The sequence below is a fragment of the Aeromonas sp. s4 genome (genome assembly GCF_040907855.1).
GTDB classification, from domain to species: Bacteria; Pseudomonadota; Gammaproteobacteria; order Enterobacterales; family Aeromonadaceae; genus Aeromonas; species Aeromonas caviae.
The window spans coordinates 1-16,710 of record NZ_JBFOCP010000043.1 but is presented as its reverse complement, the minus strand read 5'-3'; the positions used below and the strand labels follow the sequence as shown (position 1 = coordinate 16,710).

Below are 16,710 nucleotides of genomic sequence, written 5' to 3'. Positions count from 1 at the left end.
TTACCTCACCTTCAGGGTGGCGAGGCCAAGCAGCACCAGCATGAGGGTGATGATCCAGAAGCGCACGATGACGCGCGGCTCCGGCCAGCCCTTCTTCTCATAGTGGTGATGGATGGGGGCCATGCGGAAGATCCGCACGCCGCGCAGTTTGTAGGATCCGACCTGCAGGATCACCGAGACGGTCTCCATCACGAAGACGCCCCCCATGATCACCAGCAGGAACTCCTGGCGCACCAGCACCGCGATGGTACCGAGCGCGCCGCCCAGGGCCAGGGAACCCACGTCCCCCATGAAGACCTGGGCCGGGTAGGTGTTGAACCAGAGGAAGCCCAGGCCCGCGCCCACGATGGCGGTACAGACGATCACCAGTTCGGAGGTGTAGGGCACGTAGGGAATGTGCAGGTAGTTCGCGAAGTTGACGTTGCCGGTCGCCCAGGCGATCAGGGCGAAGCCCCCCGCCACCATCACGGTGGGCATGATGGCGAGGCCATCCAGGCCATCGGTCAGGTTGACCGCGTTGGAGGTACCGACGATGACGAAGTAGGTCAGCAGGATGAACATCAGGCCGAGCTGGGGCATCACATCCTTGAGGAAGGGGACCACCAGCTGGGTCTGGCCATCGTGGGTGGCCGTGGCGTAGAGGAAGACCGCCACACCCAGCGCGACCGCGGACTGCCAGAAGTACTTCCAGCGGGCGATGAGGCCGTCGGTGTTCTTGCGCACCACCTTGAGATAGTCATCGGCAAAACCGATGGTGCCATAGGCCCCCAGCACGAACAGCACCAGCCAGACATAGGGGTTGTCGAGGCGGCACCAGAGCAGCACAGAAGTGAAAATGGCTGCAATGATCATCAGGCCGCCCATGGTCGGGGTGCCCTTCTTGCTGAGGTGGGATTCGGGACCGTCGTTGCGGATCACCTGGCCGAACTTCATGATCTGCAGGCGACGGATGAGGCGCGGCCCCATCCAGAGCGCCACCACCAGACCGGTGATGATCGACAGGATGGCGCGAAACGTCAGGTAGGAGAAGACGTTGAAGAAGGTGAAGTGCGGGGTGAGCAGTTCCGCCAGCCAGACTAGCATGTGGCTGACTCCTGATGGCCCTTGACCATCTCGACGATATCTTCCATGCGGGAGCCACGGGCGCCCTTGACCAGAATCGAAATTTCCTGATGTGTCTTTATCATTTGCGCAAGCACTTCAAACAACGACGCCTTGTTATCGAAATGTCGGCCAGCCGCGGCATCTGCGGTGTGGCGACTCTGTTCCCCTACGGTCAGCACGGCATCGAGGCCCTGCTCACGGGCGTGGTGTCCGACCCGGGCATGCTGCGCGGCGGACTCCTCACCCAACTCCTTCATGTCACCGAATACCAGCACCTTGTAGCCGTTCATGGCGGTCAGGGCATCGATACCCGCCAGCACGGACTCCACGCTGGCGTTGTAGGTGTCGTCCACCAAGGTGAGGCCACCCCAGCGTTGCACGCAGAAACGGCCCTTGACCGGCGCCATCTGCTCCAGCCCCGCCTTGACGGACGCAAGCGATGCGCCCAGCGCCAGGGTCCCGGCGGCAGCAGCCAGGGCGTTGGCCACGTTGTGGCGACCCGGAATGGCCAGGGTCAGGTTCACCTCTCCCTGGGGCGTCACCATCACGAACCCGGCACAACCCTGCTCGTTGAGCACGATGTCGCGGGCGTGGAACGGCTGACGCCGATCCTCGAGGGAGAAGGCGCAGTGGATGCCCTTTTCACGCCACTTCGGCCAGAACTCGTTGTCGGCATTGACGATGGCGGTGCCGCCCTCGCCTAACCCTTCGAAGATTTCGCTCTTGGCATGGAACACCCCTTCCAGGGAGCCAAAGCCTTCCAGGTGCGCGGCAGCGACGTTGTTGATGATGGCGGCGTCGGGTCTGGCGAGCGACGTGGTCCAGGCGATCTCGCCCGGGTGGTTGGCTCCCAGCTCCATCACCGCGAACTGGTGTTGCGGCTCGAGGCGCAGCAAGGTCAGCGGCACCCCCACCTCGTTGTTGAAGTTGCCGGCGGTGGCCAGCACCTCCCCTTCACAACGCAGGATGGCCGTCGCCATCTCCTTCACCGTGGTTTTGCCACAGCTGCCGGTGATGGCGAGCACTTTCGGATTGATGCGCTCGCGCACCAGCCTGCCCAGACGCCCAAGCCCCTTGAGGGTGTCGCCCACCACCAGTTGTGGAATGGACAGCGGCAATTCGCGCTCCACCAGCAGGGCACTGGCGCCGGCGGCAACCGCCTGGTCGCAGAAATCGTGTGCGTCGAAACGCTCGCCGCGCAGGGCCACGAACAGCGCCCCCGCGCCCAGGGTCCGGGTGTCGGTGCTGACCGCCGTGATCTCATGGTCGCCCCCGATCAGACGGGCATCGAGCACCTGCGCCAGGTCGGCAAGCCTGAGGGTCATCATTTGAATGACTCCATTAATGTGTGCAAGGCGGCTGCGACGGTTTCCCGATCGCTGTAGTGCCGCTTGTCGGTTCCAATGATCTGATAATCCTCGTGGCCTTTGCCGGCCACCAGGATGATGTCCTCTTTGCTCGCTTGGCTCAGTGCCAACTGGATTGCCTTGGTCCTGTCATGCTCAATCTGCACGGCGCCGGGATCGCGAAGACCCGCCACCATGTCGGCCATGATCCGGGCCGGCTCCTCGGTACGGGGATTGTCGTCGGTCAGGATCACGCAGTCAGCATGCTGCTCCGCCATGGCAGCCATCATGGGACGCTTGCCGCGATCCCTGTCGCCACCACAACCCACCAGGCACCAGAGCCGGCCGTGACAGTGCACCCGCAGGGCCTGCAATGCCTTCTCCAGCGCATCCGGGGTGTGGGCGTAATCGACCACGGCGAGCGGCGCATCGCCACCGCCGAAGCACTCCATGCGACCGGTCACCGGTTGCAGTCTGGGGGCCGTCGCCAGCAGGTCATCGAAGTCGTAGCCGAGCACCAGCATGGCGCCCATGGCGCCCAGCACGTTGCTGACGTTGAAGCGGCCGAGCAAGGGGGCGGATAATACACCATTCCCCCAGCTGGAGTTAATGCGCGTATCAAAACCTTGTTGGTGGAAATAGGGATCCTGCGCCGTCAGTTGTCGTCCAGCATGGTTTTCAATCGGACCATGAACCCCGAAGGCCACCGCACCGGGATAGGTCGCCAGCCATTGCCGTCCCAGATGATCATCGGCGTTGATGACGGCGCAAGGCTCATCCACCAGCTTCAGCAGCTCCTCCTTGGCGGCGGCATAGGCCTCCATGGTGCCGTGATAGTCCAGATGATCCCGGCTCAGGTTGGTGAAGACTGCCGCGGCAAACGGCAGGGCCGCCACGCGATGCTGCACCAGACCGTGGCTGGAGACCTCCATCGCCACCAGATCGGCCCCCTGCTGCTGCAAGGCGGCCAGATTGGCCTGCACCTGGACCGCGCTGCCCGTGGTGTTCTCTGCTTCGATGAGCTCGCCAAACAGACCGTTGCCTATGGTGCCCATGACCCCGGCCTTGCCCCCCAGCAGGGTGCGCCAGTTGGCCACCAGCAGGGCCGTGGTGCTTTTGCCGTTGGTGCCCGTGATGCCCACCAGTTGCAGCTTTTGCGCAGGGTGACCGTAGAAATGACCGGCCAGCTCGGAGAGACGAGCGGGAAGATCCCTCATGCCGATGCAGGGGATCTGGGTCGCCGGAGGGACGAATTCTCCGTCCTCCTCAAACAGCACGGCGGTCGCTCCCTGAGCCACCGCCTGTTCGATGAAGCGCCTGCCATCCACCTGATGGCCACGAATCGCCACGAAGAGCGAGCCGGGACCGACCCGCCGGCTGTCGAGCTGGAGATCGGTGAGGGAAAGCGCCGGGGCATCGATGCCGAAGCAGCTCATCAGTTGATCAAGTGTGCGGGGCGGCATGGGAAGCCTCCGAAAATGCGGGAATGCGGGCGCTCGTACACGCCATGGAAAACGCCCCGACAGCAGCGGGGCCGATGGAAAAAACCGGATGCCCGTCAAGTACGCGGTGCGCCATTGTTGGCCTCCGTGCGGGCAAGCTTGGCGGGTACCTCGGGCGGGATCGCATCGGGACGGATGTTGAAGAGCTGCAACACGCCTCCCATGGCCTCCGCAAAGGGCGGGGTCGCCACGGCACCGCCGTAGTAGGCATCCCCCTTGGGTTCGTTGATCACCACCACCATGACGAAACGGGGATTGCTGGCCGGTGCGAAACCGGCAAACCAGGCCATGTAGTCCTTGCCATAGCCCCCAGCCACGGCCACCTTGGCGGTACCACTCTTGCCACCGACCCGATAACCGGGGATCTGGGCCTTGGGAATGGCATTGCTGACCACGTACTCCAGCGCCTGCAACATAGCAGCGGCGTTGTTGTGATCGATGACCTGCTCACCCTTGGGCGGCTTGGTCACCTTGATGATGGAGAGCGGTACCCGCTTGCCCTTGTTGGCCAGGGTGGCGTAGGCGGAGGCCAGCTGCAGCGGGGTCACTCGCAGACCATAACCAAACGACAGGGTAGCTCGCTCGATGTCGGACCAGCGGCGACGCTGGGGCAGCATGCCGCTGCTCTCCCCCATCAGGCCGCTGCCGGTGTCCATGCCGAATCCCACCATGCTCAGGGTATTGATCATCTCCTGGGCCGGCATCCGCAGCGCGATGCGCGACATGCCGATGTTGGAGGAGTAGCGCAGGATGTCGTACAGGTTGGTCGCCTTGTGGATACTCACGTCACGGATCTGCTTGGCCCCGATGAAGAGGGGGCCGCCCGGGATGAAGTCCTTCCAGCTGGTGACACCGGCTTGCAAGGCACTAAGCAAAATCAATGGCTTGACCGTGGAACCCGGCTCATAGGTATCGGTCACCACCCGGTTTCGCACCCGGAAACTCTGGTATTGGCCACGGTTGTTCGGGTTGTAGGAGGGGGTGTTGACCATGGCGAGCACCTCGCCGGTCTTCACATCCAGCATCACCATGGAGCCGGAGGTGGCCTTGTTCTCGTCGGTAGCCCGTTTGAGGGCGCGATAGGCCAGCGCCTGCACCCGCTGATCGATGCTCAGTTGCAGATCGTTGGCGTGCTTGCCCTCTTTCACCAGGCCCAGGCGCTCGATGACGCGGCCCTGCCTGTCCTTGCGCACCCGCATCTCGCCAGGGGTTGCGGTCAGCCACTCGTTGTAGCTGCGCTCAATCCCCTCGATGCCGCTGCCATCGATGTTGGTCACCCCCACCAGGTGGGAGCTTATCTCGCCGGTCGGGTAGAAACGGCGCGCCTCGGGGCGCAGATAGATGCCCCCCAGCTTCAACCCCTTGATGTACTCGGCCACCGCAGGCGTCACCTGCCGCTGCAGATAGACGAAGCGCTTGCTCGGGTTGGCGATGCGATGCTTGAGGGTGTTGATGTCGAGCTTGAGCACGGCGGAGAGTGCCAGCCAGGCACGCTCGTTGTGGATGGCACCGGACTCGTGCACCGTCTTGGGATCAGCCCAGACCGCTTCGACCGGCACGGATACCGCCAACTGTTCGCCATTGCGGTCCGTGATCATGCCGCGCACCGCCTGGGTGGAGGTGGTGCGCAGGGAGCGCATGTCCCCCTCCTGGCGCAGTCTGTCCGGATCGATCACCTGGATCCAGGCCAGCCGCAGGATCAGCCCCGCAAACGCGATGCCGATGAAGAAAACCAGGGTACGAAAGCGCCACGGGTAGAGTGAGGGTGCTTTCGCCTTGGCTTTGTCCTTTGCCGGAGCCTTGGTGGCGGCCTTGCGTGTCATGGTTGTGTAATTACCTTTTCAGTGGTCACCAGGGGACGAGCCATCTGCAACTTGTCCATGGCCAGACTCGCCACCCGGGAGTGCTCAGCCAGTGTGCCCTGTTCCAGCAAGAGGTGGCGCCACTCGATGTTGAGCCTGTCCTCCTCCGCCATCAGATCGTTCTGCTTGGCCGTCAGACCCCGGGTCATGTTGGTCACCAGGATCACCGCAAAGGCGGTGACCAGCACGGCGACGGTCAACAGGACCTGCAACTTGTGGCGCCAGAGATCCGCAACGATCTCCCTGGCGAGGTGAACGCGCACGTCGCTCATCGTTTACTCCGCAAGACGCTCTGCGACCCGCAGCACCGAGCTGCGGGACCGGGTGTTTTCATTGACCTCGTGGTCGGAAGGCTTGAGCGCCTTGCCGATCGATTTCAGCTTGCGACCACCGGCAAGCTGGGCTTCAGTCAGGGGAATGCCGTGGGGTACTTCAGGACCTTTCTCGTGCTTGCGAATGAAATGTTTCACCAGCCGATCTTCCAGAGAGTGGAAGCTGATGACGGAGAGACGGCCGTGAGGAGCCAGCACGTCCAGCGCGCCGTTGAGGGCGGTTTCGATCTCGTCCAGCTCGCTGTTGATATAGATGCGGATGGCCTGGAAGCTGCGGGTCGCCGCGTGCTTGCCCTTCTCCTTGCTCGGGTTGACCCGGGCAATCATCTCCGCCAGTTGGCGGGTGCGCACATAGGGCTCGGTCACCCGATCGTGTACGATGGCGCGAGCAATCTTCTTGGCGAAGCGCTCCTCACCGAAGGTTTTCAGCACCCAGGCGATGTCGTCCACATCGGCACGGGCCAGCCACTCGGCGGCGCTCTGACCGGAGGTGGGATCCATCCTCATGTCGAGCGGGCCGTCCTTCATGAAGCTGAAGCCACGTTCGGCATCGTCAAGCTGGGGGGAGGAGACACCGAGATCCAGCAGGAAGCCATCGACCTTGCCCAGCAGGCCGCGCTCGGTCAGATAACGGGTGATGCCGGAGAAGGGACCGTGCACGATCTCGAAACGGGGATCCTGGATCTTGGCCGCCTCGGCAATGGCCTGGGGATCCCGGTCGATGGCGATCAGACGGCCGTTCGGGCCCAGATGCTGGAGAATGAGACGAGAGTGACCACCCCGGCCAAAGGTACCGTCGACGTAGATACCGTCCGGCTTGATGGCCAGCCCTTCGACGGCTTCGTGCAACAGCACTGTGATGTGTTCAGCGGCTTGGGTCATTTATAAAGAAAAATCCTGTAGTCGTGGTGAACTTGCCCAGTCGTCCTCGGGCAGGCCCAGGATGTCGTCGTTGATCTGTTGTTGCCAGCGGGCTTCATCCCACAGCTCGAATTTGTTGAGCTGGCCCACCAGCATGACTTTCTTGTCCAGCCCGGCATGGCTGCGCAGCGGCTGGCTGAGCAGCAGACGGCCATTGCCATCCAGTTCGCATTCGGCCGCGTGGCCGAGCAGCAGACGCTGCAGGCGGCGTTCCGCCGGGTTGGTGCTGGAAAGGGTCTTCAGCTTGCGCTCCACCTCTTCCCATTCATTCAGGGGATAAAGCAGCAGACAGGGATGGGCGATGTCGATGGTGCAGACCAGCTGGCCGTCGCATTCGTCGCGCAGCCAATCACGAAATTTGGTCGGAATCGCCAACCGCCCCTTGCTGTCCAGGCTGATGGCGTGAGCGCCACGCAACAAATTGCAGTCCCCGAAGGTGAGTTATGGGGGCTAGATGCCCAATAAAACCACTTTGATCCACTTTTCTCCACCATGAAGTTTAAGGACGAGCAGGGGGCTTTTCAAGCAAGGATCTCGGGCATGGGGAACATATTGACGCAGCGTGATGGGACTACCGATTAAATGAATTGATTTTCCACAAGTTATTCATGGGAGAATTAAATCATCCCGGCGAAGTGAGCCTCGTAATTAATCGATTTCACGGGGAAATGATGAAACGGAACAGCACGACGGCGCACAGCATAATGCTGACGCCCACCACGGGATAGATGATATAGCCATCCCCTACCCGACGGGCTCTCAGCACCACCAGCTGGCAGAGCAGCAGGTTATAGACGATGAGAAGAAAAGTCAGCAGTAGATTGGCGCCCAATGTCAGCTCGTCGGCATACATGATATAGAGCCACATCAAACCAAAATTAACGAGGATCAGATAAAGCAGAAATTTCTGAATCGCCCTGCCCGCCTTTGGGGTCTTTTTTACTCGTGTTATCATGCTTATCACGTCCTGGATACCACATGAACAGTCGACAGATATTGTCAAAAACTGTTGAGATACATCGTGTTTTTATCATTTTCCCGCCAGGCTCTGTCCGCTGTTGCCAAAATATCCCTGCGCCTTCTCCCCGGGCTCTCTCTACTGAGCAGTGCCGTTTGTTACTCCTATGATCATTATCACTGGCAGGCGGGTTTTCCTACCCCCGTTGTCGGCCCGGGTGCCGAGCTGGTCAACGAGCAGACCCGCTTTCTGCTGCGTCAGCGCAGCCACCTGCAGACGAGGCTCGCCGAGTCCCAGCCCATGATCCGCTGGGTCACGGAGCAGGTTCAGACGCGAAAACTCCCACCCATGCTGGCTCTGCTGCCCCTGATCGAGAGCAGCTACCGGCTTGACGTGATCTCCTCGGCGGGCGCCGCCGGGCCCTGGCAGCTGATGCCGGATACCGCAGCCCGCTTCTCCGTCCCCATGACAAACGGCTTCGATGGCCGCTACTCCCTGCCGTTGGCGACGGAGGCGGCGCTCTCCTACCTCGGGTGGCTGCATCAATTCTTCGGGCAGGACTGGTTGCTGGCACTGGCGGCCTACAACGCGGGAGAGGGAAGAGTACTGAAGGCGGTGCTCAACGGCGGGACACGCAATGTGTGGGAGTTGCAATTGCCTACCGAAACGCGCCTCTATGTGGCGCGCTTCCTCGCGCTCTCCCAATTGCTGGACAGAGCGGCGCAGCACGGGTTTGTCCTGCCGCCCTGGCAGGCGGGAGAAAATATCCGGGTATGGCGGCAGCCGGGGGGCTGCTCATTGCTGGAGTGGGCCATGGAACGGGGGGTTGCCATGAACGAGGCAAGCCGGTGGAATCCCGCCTGGCGATTGCCCGATCCCCGGGAGGTGAGTGACTGCCCCATCGTTTATGGCGGAGGCAAGGCCCCTCCTGCCCCGCGCCATCAAGAGACACGCCCGCAGCTGGTGCGGGCCGTGTCCCTGGAAAGCCTGCACGATCCCCTGCTGTTGCTGCCTGCACGGGGACTGGACATGGGGCGGGGAGGCCTCACTCTTGAGCGGTTGCCGGATCCACTGGGATTGGAGCAGGCTCGCCCTCTGCTGGCGCCATGAAACAGTGGCGCCAGTGGCTCAGAACAGGCGCGAGATCCACCGAGTCAGGATCGACCCATCGCGCGCCGTAGAAGCTGAGGTACTGGCCTATGGCTCTGCGATGGGTGATATGACAGGCCAGCACGATCCGCGGTGACAACGACAGGCTGACGTTATCGGGCAAGGTAAAACGGGCGGGGGCGAGGAAACCGACCCCACCCGGTCCGATATCCTTGATCACCGCCCGTCCGATGCGCTTGTCGAACAGCAGGCCGGAGACCATGAGCCGGGCCGCGATGCCGCAACTCTGGGATTCCAGGGGCGTGGTCCCGTCATGGAGATACCAGCGCGGCAGTTTGCGCCTGGGATCCTTGAACGGTGTCACGGGGGGCAGATCGGCGTCAGGGGTTTCCATGGGCAACGGCATCCTTGGCTGTCCGGGTGGCGGCTTGGGTTTGGGCACTGAACAGCTGCTCCAGGCTCTTTTCCGCCTGGGTCGTCATCACCAGCAACTCGATGCGGCGGTTCTGGCTGCCTTTGGGATCGGCGGTGTTGTCCAGCATGGTATCCGACATGGCGACCACCTGACCCACCCGCTCGGGGGGCATGCCGCCAGCAAGCAGGACACGCCTCGCCATCATGGCGCGATCGGAGGAGAGCTCCCAGTTGCTGTAGTTGTCACCGGCAAAGGGGGTGCTGTCGGTGTGGCCCGAGATCATGACCCGGTTCTCCACTCGCTGAAAGACAGGAGCCAGTGCCATCAGCAGATGGCGGAAATAGGGGCTGATGCGGGCGCTGCCACGGCTGTACATCTCGCGCTCGTCATCGTCGCGGATCAGGATCCGCAGACCCTGGGGCACCAATTGCAGCTCCAGGTTGTTTCTGGCCTGCATCTGATCCGCCATGGACCCGATGAAACCGGCCAACTGCGCCATCTGCTTCTCTCCCTCAATCTTGCCCGCCAGCAGGCTCTCATAGCCTCCCTTGGCGCCATCGGTAAAGATGCTGCGGTCACGCTCCATGTGTCTGGGCATACGCTGCCCCTCCTCCACGAACTGGGGACTCAACTCCTCCAGTACCGAGGGGTTGCCGCCAAGATCCACCGGATAGGGACTGTTGCGGATATCGAAGGGATTGGCCTCGCTGTCCATGATGCTGTAGTCGCGTAGACGGCTGGCCACCACATCACGCTCCTCCTGGCTGGAGACGGCCAGGATCCAGAGCACCATGAAGAAGGCCATCATGGCCAGGGTGAAGTCGGCGAAGGCCACCTTCCATGCACCACCCCCCTTGGGAGCGCTGCTGCGCCGCTGCTGGCGCTTGATGACGATCTGCTCGTGGTTGCGCATCACATGGCCCTGTTGGTCACCCAGTCTTCCAGTTCGAGGAAGCTGGGTTTCACGTCAGGCTCCAGCATCTTGCGGCCGGAATCGACGGAGAGCAGCGGCGTCTTGCCCCGCAGCTGGGCGATCAGGATCGACTTGATGCACATCAGCATGCCGATGCGGCGCTTGACCATCTCCTCCATGGCATTGCTGATGGGCTCCAGCAGGCAATAACAGAGGAAGATGCCGATGAAGGTGCCCACCAGGGCGGCCGCCACGTGTACGCCTATGTTGCTGAGGGGGCCGTCGAGCTGCTGCATGGTGATGATGATCCCCATCACCGCCGCCAGGATCCCGAAGCCGGGGCAGGCCTCCCCGGTCTTGTGCAGCGCATGGGCGGGCTTGAGCATGTCCTCCTCGATGGCCATGATCTCCTGCTCCAGTATGGTGTCGAGCTCATGGGGCGTGATCTTGCCCATGCCTAGCAGACGCAGGTTGTCGATGATGAAGCCCAGCAGTTGCGGATCTTCCGATACCTGGGGATACATGAGGAAGACGGAGCTCTGCTGCGGATTCTCCACGTGTTCGTCCAACGCCTTCATCCCCTTGTTGCGGGTCTCTTCCAGCAGTTGGTGCATCAGGGTCAGCAGTTCGCGATAGATCTCCTTCTCGTCCTTGTTGGACTTGAAGCAAAGCTTCATCTGGCGCCACATTTCATGCATCACCTCCTTGGAATTGCCAAGGAACATGGAGCCGACCGCCGCCCCTATGATGATGATGAGTTCGGCAGGCTGCCACAGGGCGATGGGGCGCCCCCCGGCCATCATGAAGCCGCCGATCACACATACGAAAATGACACCAAGACCAATCTGTTTTTGCATGGATGCTCCCGCAGAAATCAACAAGACTCCCCCCGCGGGGAGAGGCATAACTATATGGAGTCGACCAATCGCTGCTTGAGCTGAAGGACGCACTGCTTGTGGAGCTGGCACACCCGCGACTCGGTCAACCCGAGCACCAGTGCAATCTCCTTCATGTTCAATTCCTGCTGGTAATAAAGGGAAAGCAGCAGCTGTTCACGCTTATCCAGGGTGCCGAGCACCTTGCCAAGGGTCATGGCCAGATCCTGATCGTCAGACTCGGATGCGGGCGCCCTGCCCCCGTTCTCCAGCCACTCCTCCAGACTCTGCAACGCCTCGGCCTGGCTCGCATAGGCGAGCTGGCGCACCTCCTCGACGGTGCAGGAAAGCGCCTGTGCCAGCTCCTGCTCGGTCGGGTTGCGCCCCAGACGGTTGAACAGCTCCCGCTGTACCTGATTGTGACCGTGCACCTGCTGGCGCAGCTGACGGGGGCGCCAGTCGAGGCGCCGCAGCTCATCCAGCATGGCTCCCCGCACCCGCTTGAAGGCATAGCTCTCGAACTGGGCATCCGGTTCACCCCCATAGCGACGCCAGGCTTCCAGCAGTCCCATCATGCCGACCTGCTCCATGTCCTCCTGATCGAAGCTGGCGCTCACCTGACTGCGCAAGTGAGTTGCTGCCCGCTTCACCAGAGGCAGATAACGGCTCAGGATCACCTGCTCACTGGTGCGGGGAGCGGAGGCGGTCAGTTCGCAGGGAGTATCCCAACCAGCGTCCATCATGTTCGCTACTGCACCAGGACCTTGGTGACCAGCACTTCATCCAGATAGGGCTTGTAGCCATACCCCTCCAGGGTTCCCACCAGTTTGCCGAGCAGAGAGGTCTGAAGGGCCGAGATGTTCTGCAGCTCCTGCTTCACCGCCTCATGGGAGCGATGGCTGAAATATTGCACCATGGCATTGCGGATCAGGGGGGTCAGCTCGTTGAGCGTTTCCAGTTGCTGGGGATTGTGGGTGACCAGCGCCAGCTCCAGCACCAGATAGTGGGGCTCTCTGTCCCCCTCCAGGCTGATGACGAAACGCTCCATCGGTTTGAACAGCGGCGTCTTGCTCAGCTCGGGCTTGGCCTCTGCCAGGCCCAGCCAGACGGCAACCGTATCCCGCTTGAGATAAGCGCCATAGGCCAGCGCCGCCAGCAGGCACAGCGCCATCATTATCACCATCAACCACTTCATGACACGCCGCATAATTTGAAATCACTCTCGCTATTGCCAGATCTTGAAATGTCACACCAGGGTGTTGAGCCAATCCTGGCCAGCACTGCCCGATGCGTCCTGTTCTTCCTGCCACTGTCGTCGACCTGCCAGGATCTTTTCCTGCTGCCAGCGATCCCCCCGCTCCTGCTCTCCCCCCTGGCCCACGTTCACCTCGACACCACCGGCATGATGGGGAGCCAAACTCATGCGAAGCCGCTCCATCGACTGGATCAGGGCTTCACGCACCGCCGGGTTGGTCACGTTCAGCTGCACGTTGAGCCGATCCCCTTCCATTCTCACGGTCAGTTCGAGGCGACCCAGCTCGGGGGGATCGAGGCGGATATGGGCCTGCTTGATGCTATGGTTCACCTGCAGCTCGACCCTGTCTTTGAGCACATCGACCAGCTGCTGGCCCCACTGGGCCTCGCTTGCGGCAAGACGCGCCGGTGCCCACTGGTATTCCGCAGGCCTGGTGGCAGAGAGCGCGGGCGACAACCCCGCCATTGCCTTGAATTCGGTGACGCTGACCTCCCGCTCCGGGGCGGGCTCCCCGGGAAGAGACGCCACCACTGCCGCACTCCGGGTCGCAGGCTGCTCGCCCTGGGTGGTCGGCTGGAGCATTCGCATGGCCAGCTCCCCGGCGGGTTGAGGGAGGCTCTCCTTGCCAACGGAAACCGGCGACACCGGCATCCGCTCCCCTTCCATTCGCTCGAACCCGCTGAGGGTGCGCAGCACAGGCGAGGAGGCGGGTTGCACCTCCCCGACGGGGGCAAGGCCGGCACTCGATGACAAACGGACAGGAGGAATGCGTCCCTCCTCCTGTCGGACAAAAGGTGGTGGCATCTGGTTGAAGGCGGCGAGTTGCTCGGCAACATCCGCAGCCACGTCGACGCTCTCCTCCTGCTCCGTCTCGTCGACGGGGGCGGAAGGGGCGGTGGACGGAGGAAGCATCGCCTCCTGCGGAAGATCCAGAGGCTGGTACTCTTCCCCCTGCCCGTCAGGCTGGCGGGAGAGGCGGGTAAAACCACCGGATGGGGAAGCGGGCAGTGTCTCTGCCACGGGGAGAGGGATCATGCCCATGTCTGCGCCTCGTCGTAGGCCTGCAGTCCTTCCCGCTTGCGGGAGAGGCTGTCCCACTCCTGCTTGCGCAGCACCGTTTCCTGCTCACAGAGCGCGAAGGCTTCCCGATGCCAGTGGCGCACCTGATCCCGGGCCGGCATCAGGGATTGCCACAATGCAGGCTGGCTGTTCAGATGCGCCACCAGCTGGGCCAGACGCTGATCCGCCAGCCGCACCGCATCCCACTGTCCGGCGCGGGCCTGCTGCAAGATAAGACGCCCGAGCCCCAGAAGCTGGCGCTGACGTGTCTCGCGTTCCGCACCGGGGGGCACGGCTCCTGTCATGGACATGATGATGGCCTCAAAATAGGACGACCTTGCGGGCAAGCAAGGAGCAGGCCAAATATATAAACATTATATTTCAATACGTTAGCTCCAACCTTTGCCCCATGAGGAAGGTGGATTTCCGCATCAACGGGGATGGCGGGCCATCGCTTCCCAACCCTCTTTCAGCTCCAGCAGGATGCGACGCACCTCTGCAAAGCCCGCGACATCGTTGGCCACACTGATCTCGAACAGCCGCTGGCCGCAGTAGTCGTAGAGACGGTGCAGGTTGCTGGCCAGCTCCCCGCCCTTGTCCATATCGAGGGCACTGTCGAGCCCTCCCAGGATCTGCAGACACTTGTTGATGGACTGCCCCTTGCGCTCGTACTGCCTGGCCAGAATGTGGCCCTCGGCCCTGGCTATTTCGTCGAGCAGGCCATCCATCAACATCAGCACCAGCTGGTGCGGATCGGCGCTCGCTGCCTTGGCCTGGGTGGCGGCGAACTGGTAGGCGTCATAGCCTTCTTGGGGTTCAAACATGAAAAACTCGCTTATTCAAAGTGTTACGGGCTAGCCGTCTCACAGGGCGCCCATGGTCTGCAACATCTGGTTCATGGTGGTGAACTGATTGAGGTAGCGCTTATACGCGGAATCCATGCGCCGATCCAGCGCCTCCATCCGCTCGTTCACCCGCTTCTCGTTCGCTTCAAGACCTGTCTTGCGTCCCTTGAGTGCACCGTCCCGCTTGGTATAGGGGTCAAGGGCATTGCTCATCCGCTTGAGCAGACCGTCGTCGCCCATGAGTGCCTTGCCGAGCAGCTCGGGATCCTTCTCCAGCGCCTTGTTGAAGTCGGTCTCGTTGAAGGAGAGCTTGCCCGCCTTGTCGGTCTTGATCCCCAGGCTCCCCAGGGTCAGATCATCGGGCAGCTCCCGCACGCTGCGGGCAATCACGCTCTTGAGGCTGCGTACCCCGCTGTCGGAGGAGAGGGCTCCCGGCGCCTTGGGATCGCTCGAGGTCATCTTGGCCAGCTCGTCCACCAGCTCGTTGTAACTGTCGACAAACTTCTTGAGGGAGCCGGTAACCGCCTCCTTGTCCTGATCCACCGTGACCAGCAGCGGAGCGTCATCCGCCTTTTGCGCCTTGGCCAGCTGGAACGTCAGGCCATCCACCACGTTCTCTATCTTGTTGCTGGCAGAGGTGATGGTGAGAGGGTTGTCCCCCCCCATGCGCAGCTTGGCGTCCTGCGCCTGGGTGATGTCCGTCTTGCCGGCCATCGCCACCCCGAGGGCATTGGCGCCATCCCCGCTGTACCCCAGGGTGATGGCGTTCTCCACGCCGCTCTCCTTGCTGGTCAGTACCATGCTGACCTTGCCGTCGGTACGTACCAGGGTCGCCTTCACACCCGGGTTGTCCTTGGCATTGTTGATCTGGGAGACCAGATCCTTGACGGTGGCGCCAGCCGGGAGAGAGGCCAGGTCGATGTCCAAGGTCTTGCCCTTGACGGTCAGGGAGAAGACGCCGTCTGCCGGCAGCGGTGCCGTGTCACTGTCAAGCTGCAAGCCGACCTGATGGGACTGGGCAAGCTGCTCCACAAAGAAGCTGTACTGACCCGAGCTGGCCTTGCCATTGCTCGTCACCGTCATGAGCCCTTCCTGGGACAGGGTGGCCTTCTGAGCCTGCAGGCTGCTCGCCTTGTTCAGATCCTTGAGCAGGGTCTGGAAACTCGACAGCTTGGTGGTGAGGCTGCTGATGGCGCTCTGCTGCGCCTTGACGCTGTCCAGCTGCTTCTTCAGCAGCTTGTCCATGTTCTGGCGCTCGACGGCCACCAGTTGCATCGCCGTGCTGGCCGGATCTATTTGCATCTTTATCCCCTTATTCGGTGGCATGCCCGTTGGAAAAGACCGGCTCGGCCCTTTCCAACCGGCAAGCGGTTGTCAAACAAGAGCCGCCCCTCTCGGGGCGGCCCGGCAAACCATCAACGCAGCAGGGAAGTCACCATGCCGGTCATCTGGTTGGAGTTGGACAGCACGGACATGCCAGCCTGCATCAGCATCTGGTTCTTGGTCATGTTGGTGCTCTCCTGGGCGAAGTCGGCATCCATGATGCGGCCGTTCGCCATGTCGGTGTTCTCTTTCATGTTGGAGAGGTTGTTGACGGTGTGCTCCAGACGGTTGATGTTGGCACCGAACTGGGAACGGGCGGTACCGATGGCATCCAGGGCGTCTTCCATCTTGGTGATCTGCGCGTTGAAGGCAGTGGAGGCCAGGGCGGTGGCCGCCACATCGGCGGTGGCAAAATCGGTTTGCGCGGTATCAATGGCTGCGTTGACGGCCTGAACATTGCCGCTGGCATCCACATCCAGCTTCTCGGCGGCTGAACCACCGATCTGGAAGGTCACTGCCGCGGCACCGAACTTGCCCGCATCGCTGATCAGAGCCTGACCACCAAACTTGGTGTTGTCGCTGATGTTCTTCAGCTCGGCAGACAGCTCTTTCATTTCGGTGCCCATGGCCAGACGGTCTTCCGCGCTCGCGGTGCCGTTGGCGCCCTGGGTGGCCAGGTCTTTCATGCGCTGAACGATGTTGGTCATCTCGTCCATAGCACCTTCGGCGGTCTGCATCATGGAGACGGCGTCCTGGGCGTTGCGCATGCCGACCTTCTGGCCGTTGGACTGGGCTTGCAGACGGGTGGCCATCTGCAGACCGGCGGCGTCATCGGCGGCGGAGTTGATGCGCAGACCGGTACCCAGGCGCTGCATGGCGGTGCCCAGCAT

Annotated in this window: 19 protein-coding genes; 1 reads left to right on the top strand and 18 read right to left on the bottom strand. The window is 62.1% G+C overall.

Annotation, left to right across the window (positions count from 1 at the left end; genetic code table 11):
• The 8 genes from mraY to AB5Y89_RS14085 form a co-directional block, all read right to left on the bottom strand.
• Nucleotides 1–1,083 carry a phospho-N-acetylmuramoyl-pentapeptide-transferase gene (gene mraY, locus AB5Y89_RS14120; protein ID WP_041214002.1) on the bottom strand — a complete coding sequence of 361 codons (1,083 nt, stop codon included), beginning with the start codon at nucleotides 1,081–1,083 and terminating at the stop codon, nucleotides 1–3.
• Nucleotides 1,077–2,432, bottom strand: coding sequence for a UDP-N-acetylmuramoyl-tripeptide--D-alanyl-D-alanine ligase (gene murF / locus AB5Y89_RS14115; RefSeq protein WP_041214003.1), 1,356 nt, complete (start codon nucleotides 2,430–2,432; stop codon nucleotides 1,077–1,079). The genes mraY and murF overlap by 7 nt, the downstream gene beginning before the upstream one ends.
• Nucleotides 2,429–3,913, bottom strand: coding sequence for a UDP-N-acetylmuramoyl-L-alanyl-D-glutamate--2,6-diaminopimelate ligase (gene murE / locus AB5Y89_RS14110; protein WP_052814459.1), 1,485 nt, complete (start codon nucleotides 3,911–3,913; stop codon nucleotides 2,429–2,431). Before murE ends, murF begins: the two co-directional genes overlap by 4 nt.
• Nucleotides 3,914–4,008: 95 nt before the next feature.
• Complete coding sequence (locus AB5Y89_RS14105; RefSeq protein WP_010675841.1) at nucleotides 4,009–5,775, bottom strand: peptidoglycan glycosyltransferase FtsI; 1,767 nt, start codon at nucleotides 5,773–5,775, stop codon at nucleotides 4,009–4,011.
• The gene (gene ftsL, locus AB5Y89_RS14100; RefSeq protein WP_010675842.1) at nucleotides 5,772–6,086 is read right to left on the bottom strand and encodes a cell division protein FtsL; all 315 of its coding nucleotides are present in this window, start codon (nucleotides 6,084–6,086) and stop codon (nucleotides 5,772–5,774) included. The genes AB5Y89_RS14105 and ftsL overlap by 4 nt, the downstream gene beginning before the upstream one ends.
• A 3-nt stretch (nucleotides 6,087–6,089) precedes the next feature.
• Complete coding sequence (gene rsmH, locus AB5Y89_RS14095) at nucleotides 6,090–7,028, bottom strand: 16S rRNA (cytosine(1402)-N(4))-methyltransferase RsmH (RefSeq protein WP_042015088.1); 939 nt, start codon at nucleotides 7,026–7,028, stop codon at nucleotides 6,090–6,092.
• Nucleotides 7,029–7,487 (bottom strand): division/cell wall cluster transcriptional repressor MraZ, encoded by a 459-nt coding sequence (gene mraZ / locus AB5Y89_RS14090; protein ID WP_039040489.1) that lies wholly within the window; start codon nucleotides 7,485–7,487, stop codon nucleotides 7,029–7,031.
• A gap of 238 nt (nucleotides 7,488–7,725) precedes the next feature.
• Entirely contained in the window at nucleotides 7,726–8,022 is a 297-nt protein-coding gene (locus AB5Y89_RS14085) for a hypothetical protein (RefSeq protein WP_202044635.1), read from the bottom strand.
• A 255-nt stretch (nucleotides 8,023–8,277) separates the two neighbouring features.
• Between AB5Y89_RS14085 and AB5Y89_RS14080 the strand changes: the two genes are divergently transcribed.
• Nucleotides 8,278–9,135 (top strand): lytic transglycosylase domain-containing protein, encoded by an 858-nt coding sequence (locus tag AB5Y89_RS14080; protein ID WP_045522257.1) that lies wholly within the window; start codon nucleotides 8,278–8,280, stop codon nucleotides 9,133–9,135.
• On the opposite strand, the gene AB5Y89_RS14075 is transcribed toward AB5Y89_RS14080, so the two are convergent.
• From AB5Y89_RS14075 to lafA, 10 genes are all read right to left on the bottom strand, one after another.
• Nucleotides 9,071–9,529: a PilZ domain-containing protein gene (locus AB5Y89_RS14075; protein WP_042015087.1), complete on the bottom strand. Its 459-nt coding sequence runs from the start codon at nucleotides 9,527–9,529 to the stop codon at nucleotides 9,071–9,073. The genes AB5Y89_RS14080 and AB5Y89_RS14075 overlap by 65 nt on opposite strands.
• Nucleotides 9,516–10,463 carry a lateral flagellar motor protein LafU gene (lafU, locus tag AB5Y89_RS14070; RefSeq protein ID WP_045522169.1) on the bottom strand — a complete coding sequence of 316 codons (948 nt, stop codon included), beginning with the start codon at nucleotides 10,461–10,463 and terminating at the stop codon, nucleotides 9,516–9,518. Before lafU ends, AB5Y89_RS14075 begins: the two co-directional genes overlap by 14 nt.
• Nucleotides 10,463–11,320 (bottom strand): lateral flagellar motor stator protein LafT, encoded by an 858-nt coding sequence (gene lafT, locus AB5Y89_RS14065; protein WP_041211799.1) that lies wholly within the window; start codon nucleotides 11,318–11,320, stop codon nucleotides 10,463–10,465. Before lafT ends, lafU begins: the two co-directional genes overlap by 1 nt.
• 50 nt (nucleotides 11,321–11,370) lie before the next feature.
• Nucleotides 11,371–12,081 carry a lateral flagellar system RNA polymerase sigma factor LafS gene (gene lafS, locus AB5Y89_RS14060; RefSeq protein ID WP_368224008.1) on the bottom strand — a complete coding sequence of 237 codons (711 nt, stop codon included), beginning with the start codon at nucleotides 12,079–12,081 and terminating at the stop codon, nucleotides 11,371–11,373.
• A gap of 5 nt (nucleotides 12,082–12,086) precedes the next feature.
• Nucleotides 12,087–12,545 carry a lateral flagellar basal body-associated protein LafF gene (gene lafF, locus AB5Y89_RS14055; RefSeq protein WP_041211801.1) on the bottom strand — a complete coding sequence of 153 codons (459 nt, stop codon included), beginning with the start codon at nucleotides 12,543–12,545 and terminating at the stop codon, nucleotides 12,087–12,089.
• 39 nt (nucleotides 12,546–12,584) lie between these two features.
• Nucleotides 12,585–13,634 carry a flagellar hook-length control protein FliK gene (locus AB5Y89_RS14050; protein WP_368224007.1) on the bottom strand — a complete coding sequence of 350 codons (1,050 nt, stop codon included), beginning with the start codon at nucleotides 13,632–13,634 and terminating at the stop codon, nucleotides 12,585–12,587.
• Nucleotides 13,625–13,963: a LafX gene (locus AB5Y89_RS14045; protein WP_239054142.1), complete on the bottom strand. Its 339-nt coding sequence runs from the start codon at nucleotides 13,961–13,963 to the stop codon at nucleotides 13,625–13,627. Before AB5Y89_RS14045 ends, AB5Y89_RS14050 begins: the two co-directional genes overlap by 10 nt.
• Before the next feature lie 120 nt (nucleotides 13,964–14,083).
• Complete coding sequence (gene lafC, locus AB5Y89_RS14040) at nucleotides 14,084–14,476, bottom strand: lateral flagellar export chaperone LafC (RefSeq protein WP_041211804.1); 393 nt, start codon at nucleotides 14,474–14,476, stop codon at nucleotides 14,084–14,086.
• Between the two features lie 39 nt (nucleotides 14,477–14,515).
• Entirely contained in the window at nucleotides 14,516–15,799 is a 1,284-nt protein-coding gene (lafB, locus tag AB5Y89_RS14035) for a lateral flagellar capping protein LafB (RefSeq protein ID WP_368224005.1), read from the bottom strand.
• A gap of 113 nt (nucleotides 15,800–15,912) precedes the next feature.
• Nucleotides 15,913–16,710: lateral flagellin LafA (lafA, locus tag AB5Y89_RS14030; RefSeq protein ID WP_368224004.1), on the bottom strand; the 798-nt coding region annotated here is incomplete at its 5' end.

Bases quoted from the DNA above. Each gene is read 5' to 3' on its own strand.
- mraY (WP_041214002.1), bottom strand. From the start codon at position 1,083: ATGCTAGTCTGGCTGGCGGAACTGCTCACCCCGCACTTCACCTTCTTC.
- murF (WP_041214003.1), bottom strand. From the start codon at position 2,432: ATGATGACCCTCAGGCTTGCCGACCTGGCGCAGGTGCTCGATGCCCGT.
- murE (WP_052814459.1), bottom strand. From the start codon at position 3,913: ATGCCGCCCCGCACACTTGATCAACTGATGAGCTGCTTCGGCATCGAT.
- AB5Y89_RS14105 (WP_010675841.1), bottom strand. From the start codon at position 5,775: ATGACACGCAAGGCCGCCACCAAGGCTCCGGCAAAGGACAAAGCCAAG.
- ftsL (WP_010675842.1), bottom strand. From the start codon at position 6,086: ATGAGCGACGTGCGCGTTCACCTCGCCAGGGAGATCGTTGCGGATCTC.
- rsmH (WP_042015088.1), bottom strand. From the start codon at position 7,028: ATGACCCAAGCCGCTGAACACATCACAGTGCTGTTGCACGAAGCCGTC.
- AB5Y89_RS14085 (WP_202044635.1), bottom strand. From the start codon at position 8,022: ATGATAACACGAGTAAAAAAGACCCCAAAGGCGGGCAGGGCGATTCAG.
- AB5Y89_RS14075 (WP_042015087.1), bottom strand. From the start codon at position 9,529: ATGGAAACCCCTGACGCCGATCTGCCCCCCGTGACACCGTTCAAGGAT.
- lafU (WP_045522169.1), bottom strand. From the start codon at position 10,463: ATGCGCAACCACGAGCAGATCGTCATCAAGCGCCAGCAGCGGCGCAGC.
- lafT (WP_041211799.1), bottom strand. From the start codon at position 11,320: ATGCAAAAACAGATTGGTCTTGGTGTCATTTTCGTATGTGTGATCGGC.
- lafS (WP_368224008.1), bottom strand. From the start codon at position 12,081: ATGATGGACGCTGGTTGGGATACTCCCTGCGAACTGACCGCCTCCGCT.
- lafF (WP_041211801.1), bottom strand. From the start codon at position 12,545: ATGCGGCGTGTCATGAAGTGGTTGATGGTGATAATGATGGCGCTGTGC.
- AB5Y89_RS14050 (WP_368224007.1), bottom strand. From the start codon at position 13,634: ATGGGCATGATCCCTCTCCCCGTGGCAGAGACACTGCCCGCTTCCCCA.
- AB5Y89_RS14045 (WP_239054142.1), bottom strand. From the start codon at position 13,963: ATGTCCATGACAGGAGCCGTGCCCCCCGGTGCGGAACGCGAGACACGT.
- lafC (WP_041211804.1), bottom strand. From the start codon at position 14,476: ATGTTTGAACCCCAAGAAGGCTATGACGCCTACCAGTTCGCCGCCACC.
- lafB (WP_368224005.1), bottom strand. From the start codon at position 15,799: ATGCAAATAGATCCGGCCAGCACGGCGATGCAACTGGTGGCCGTCGAG.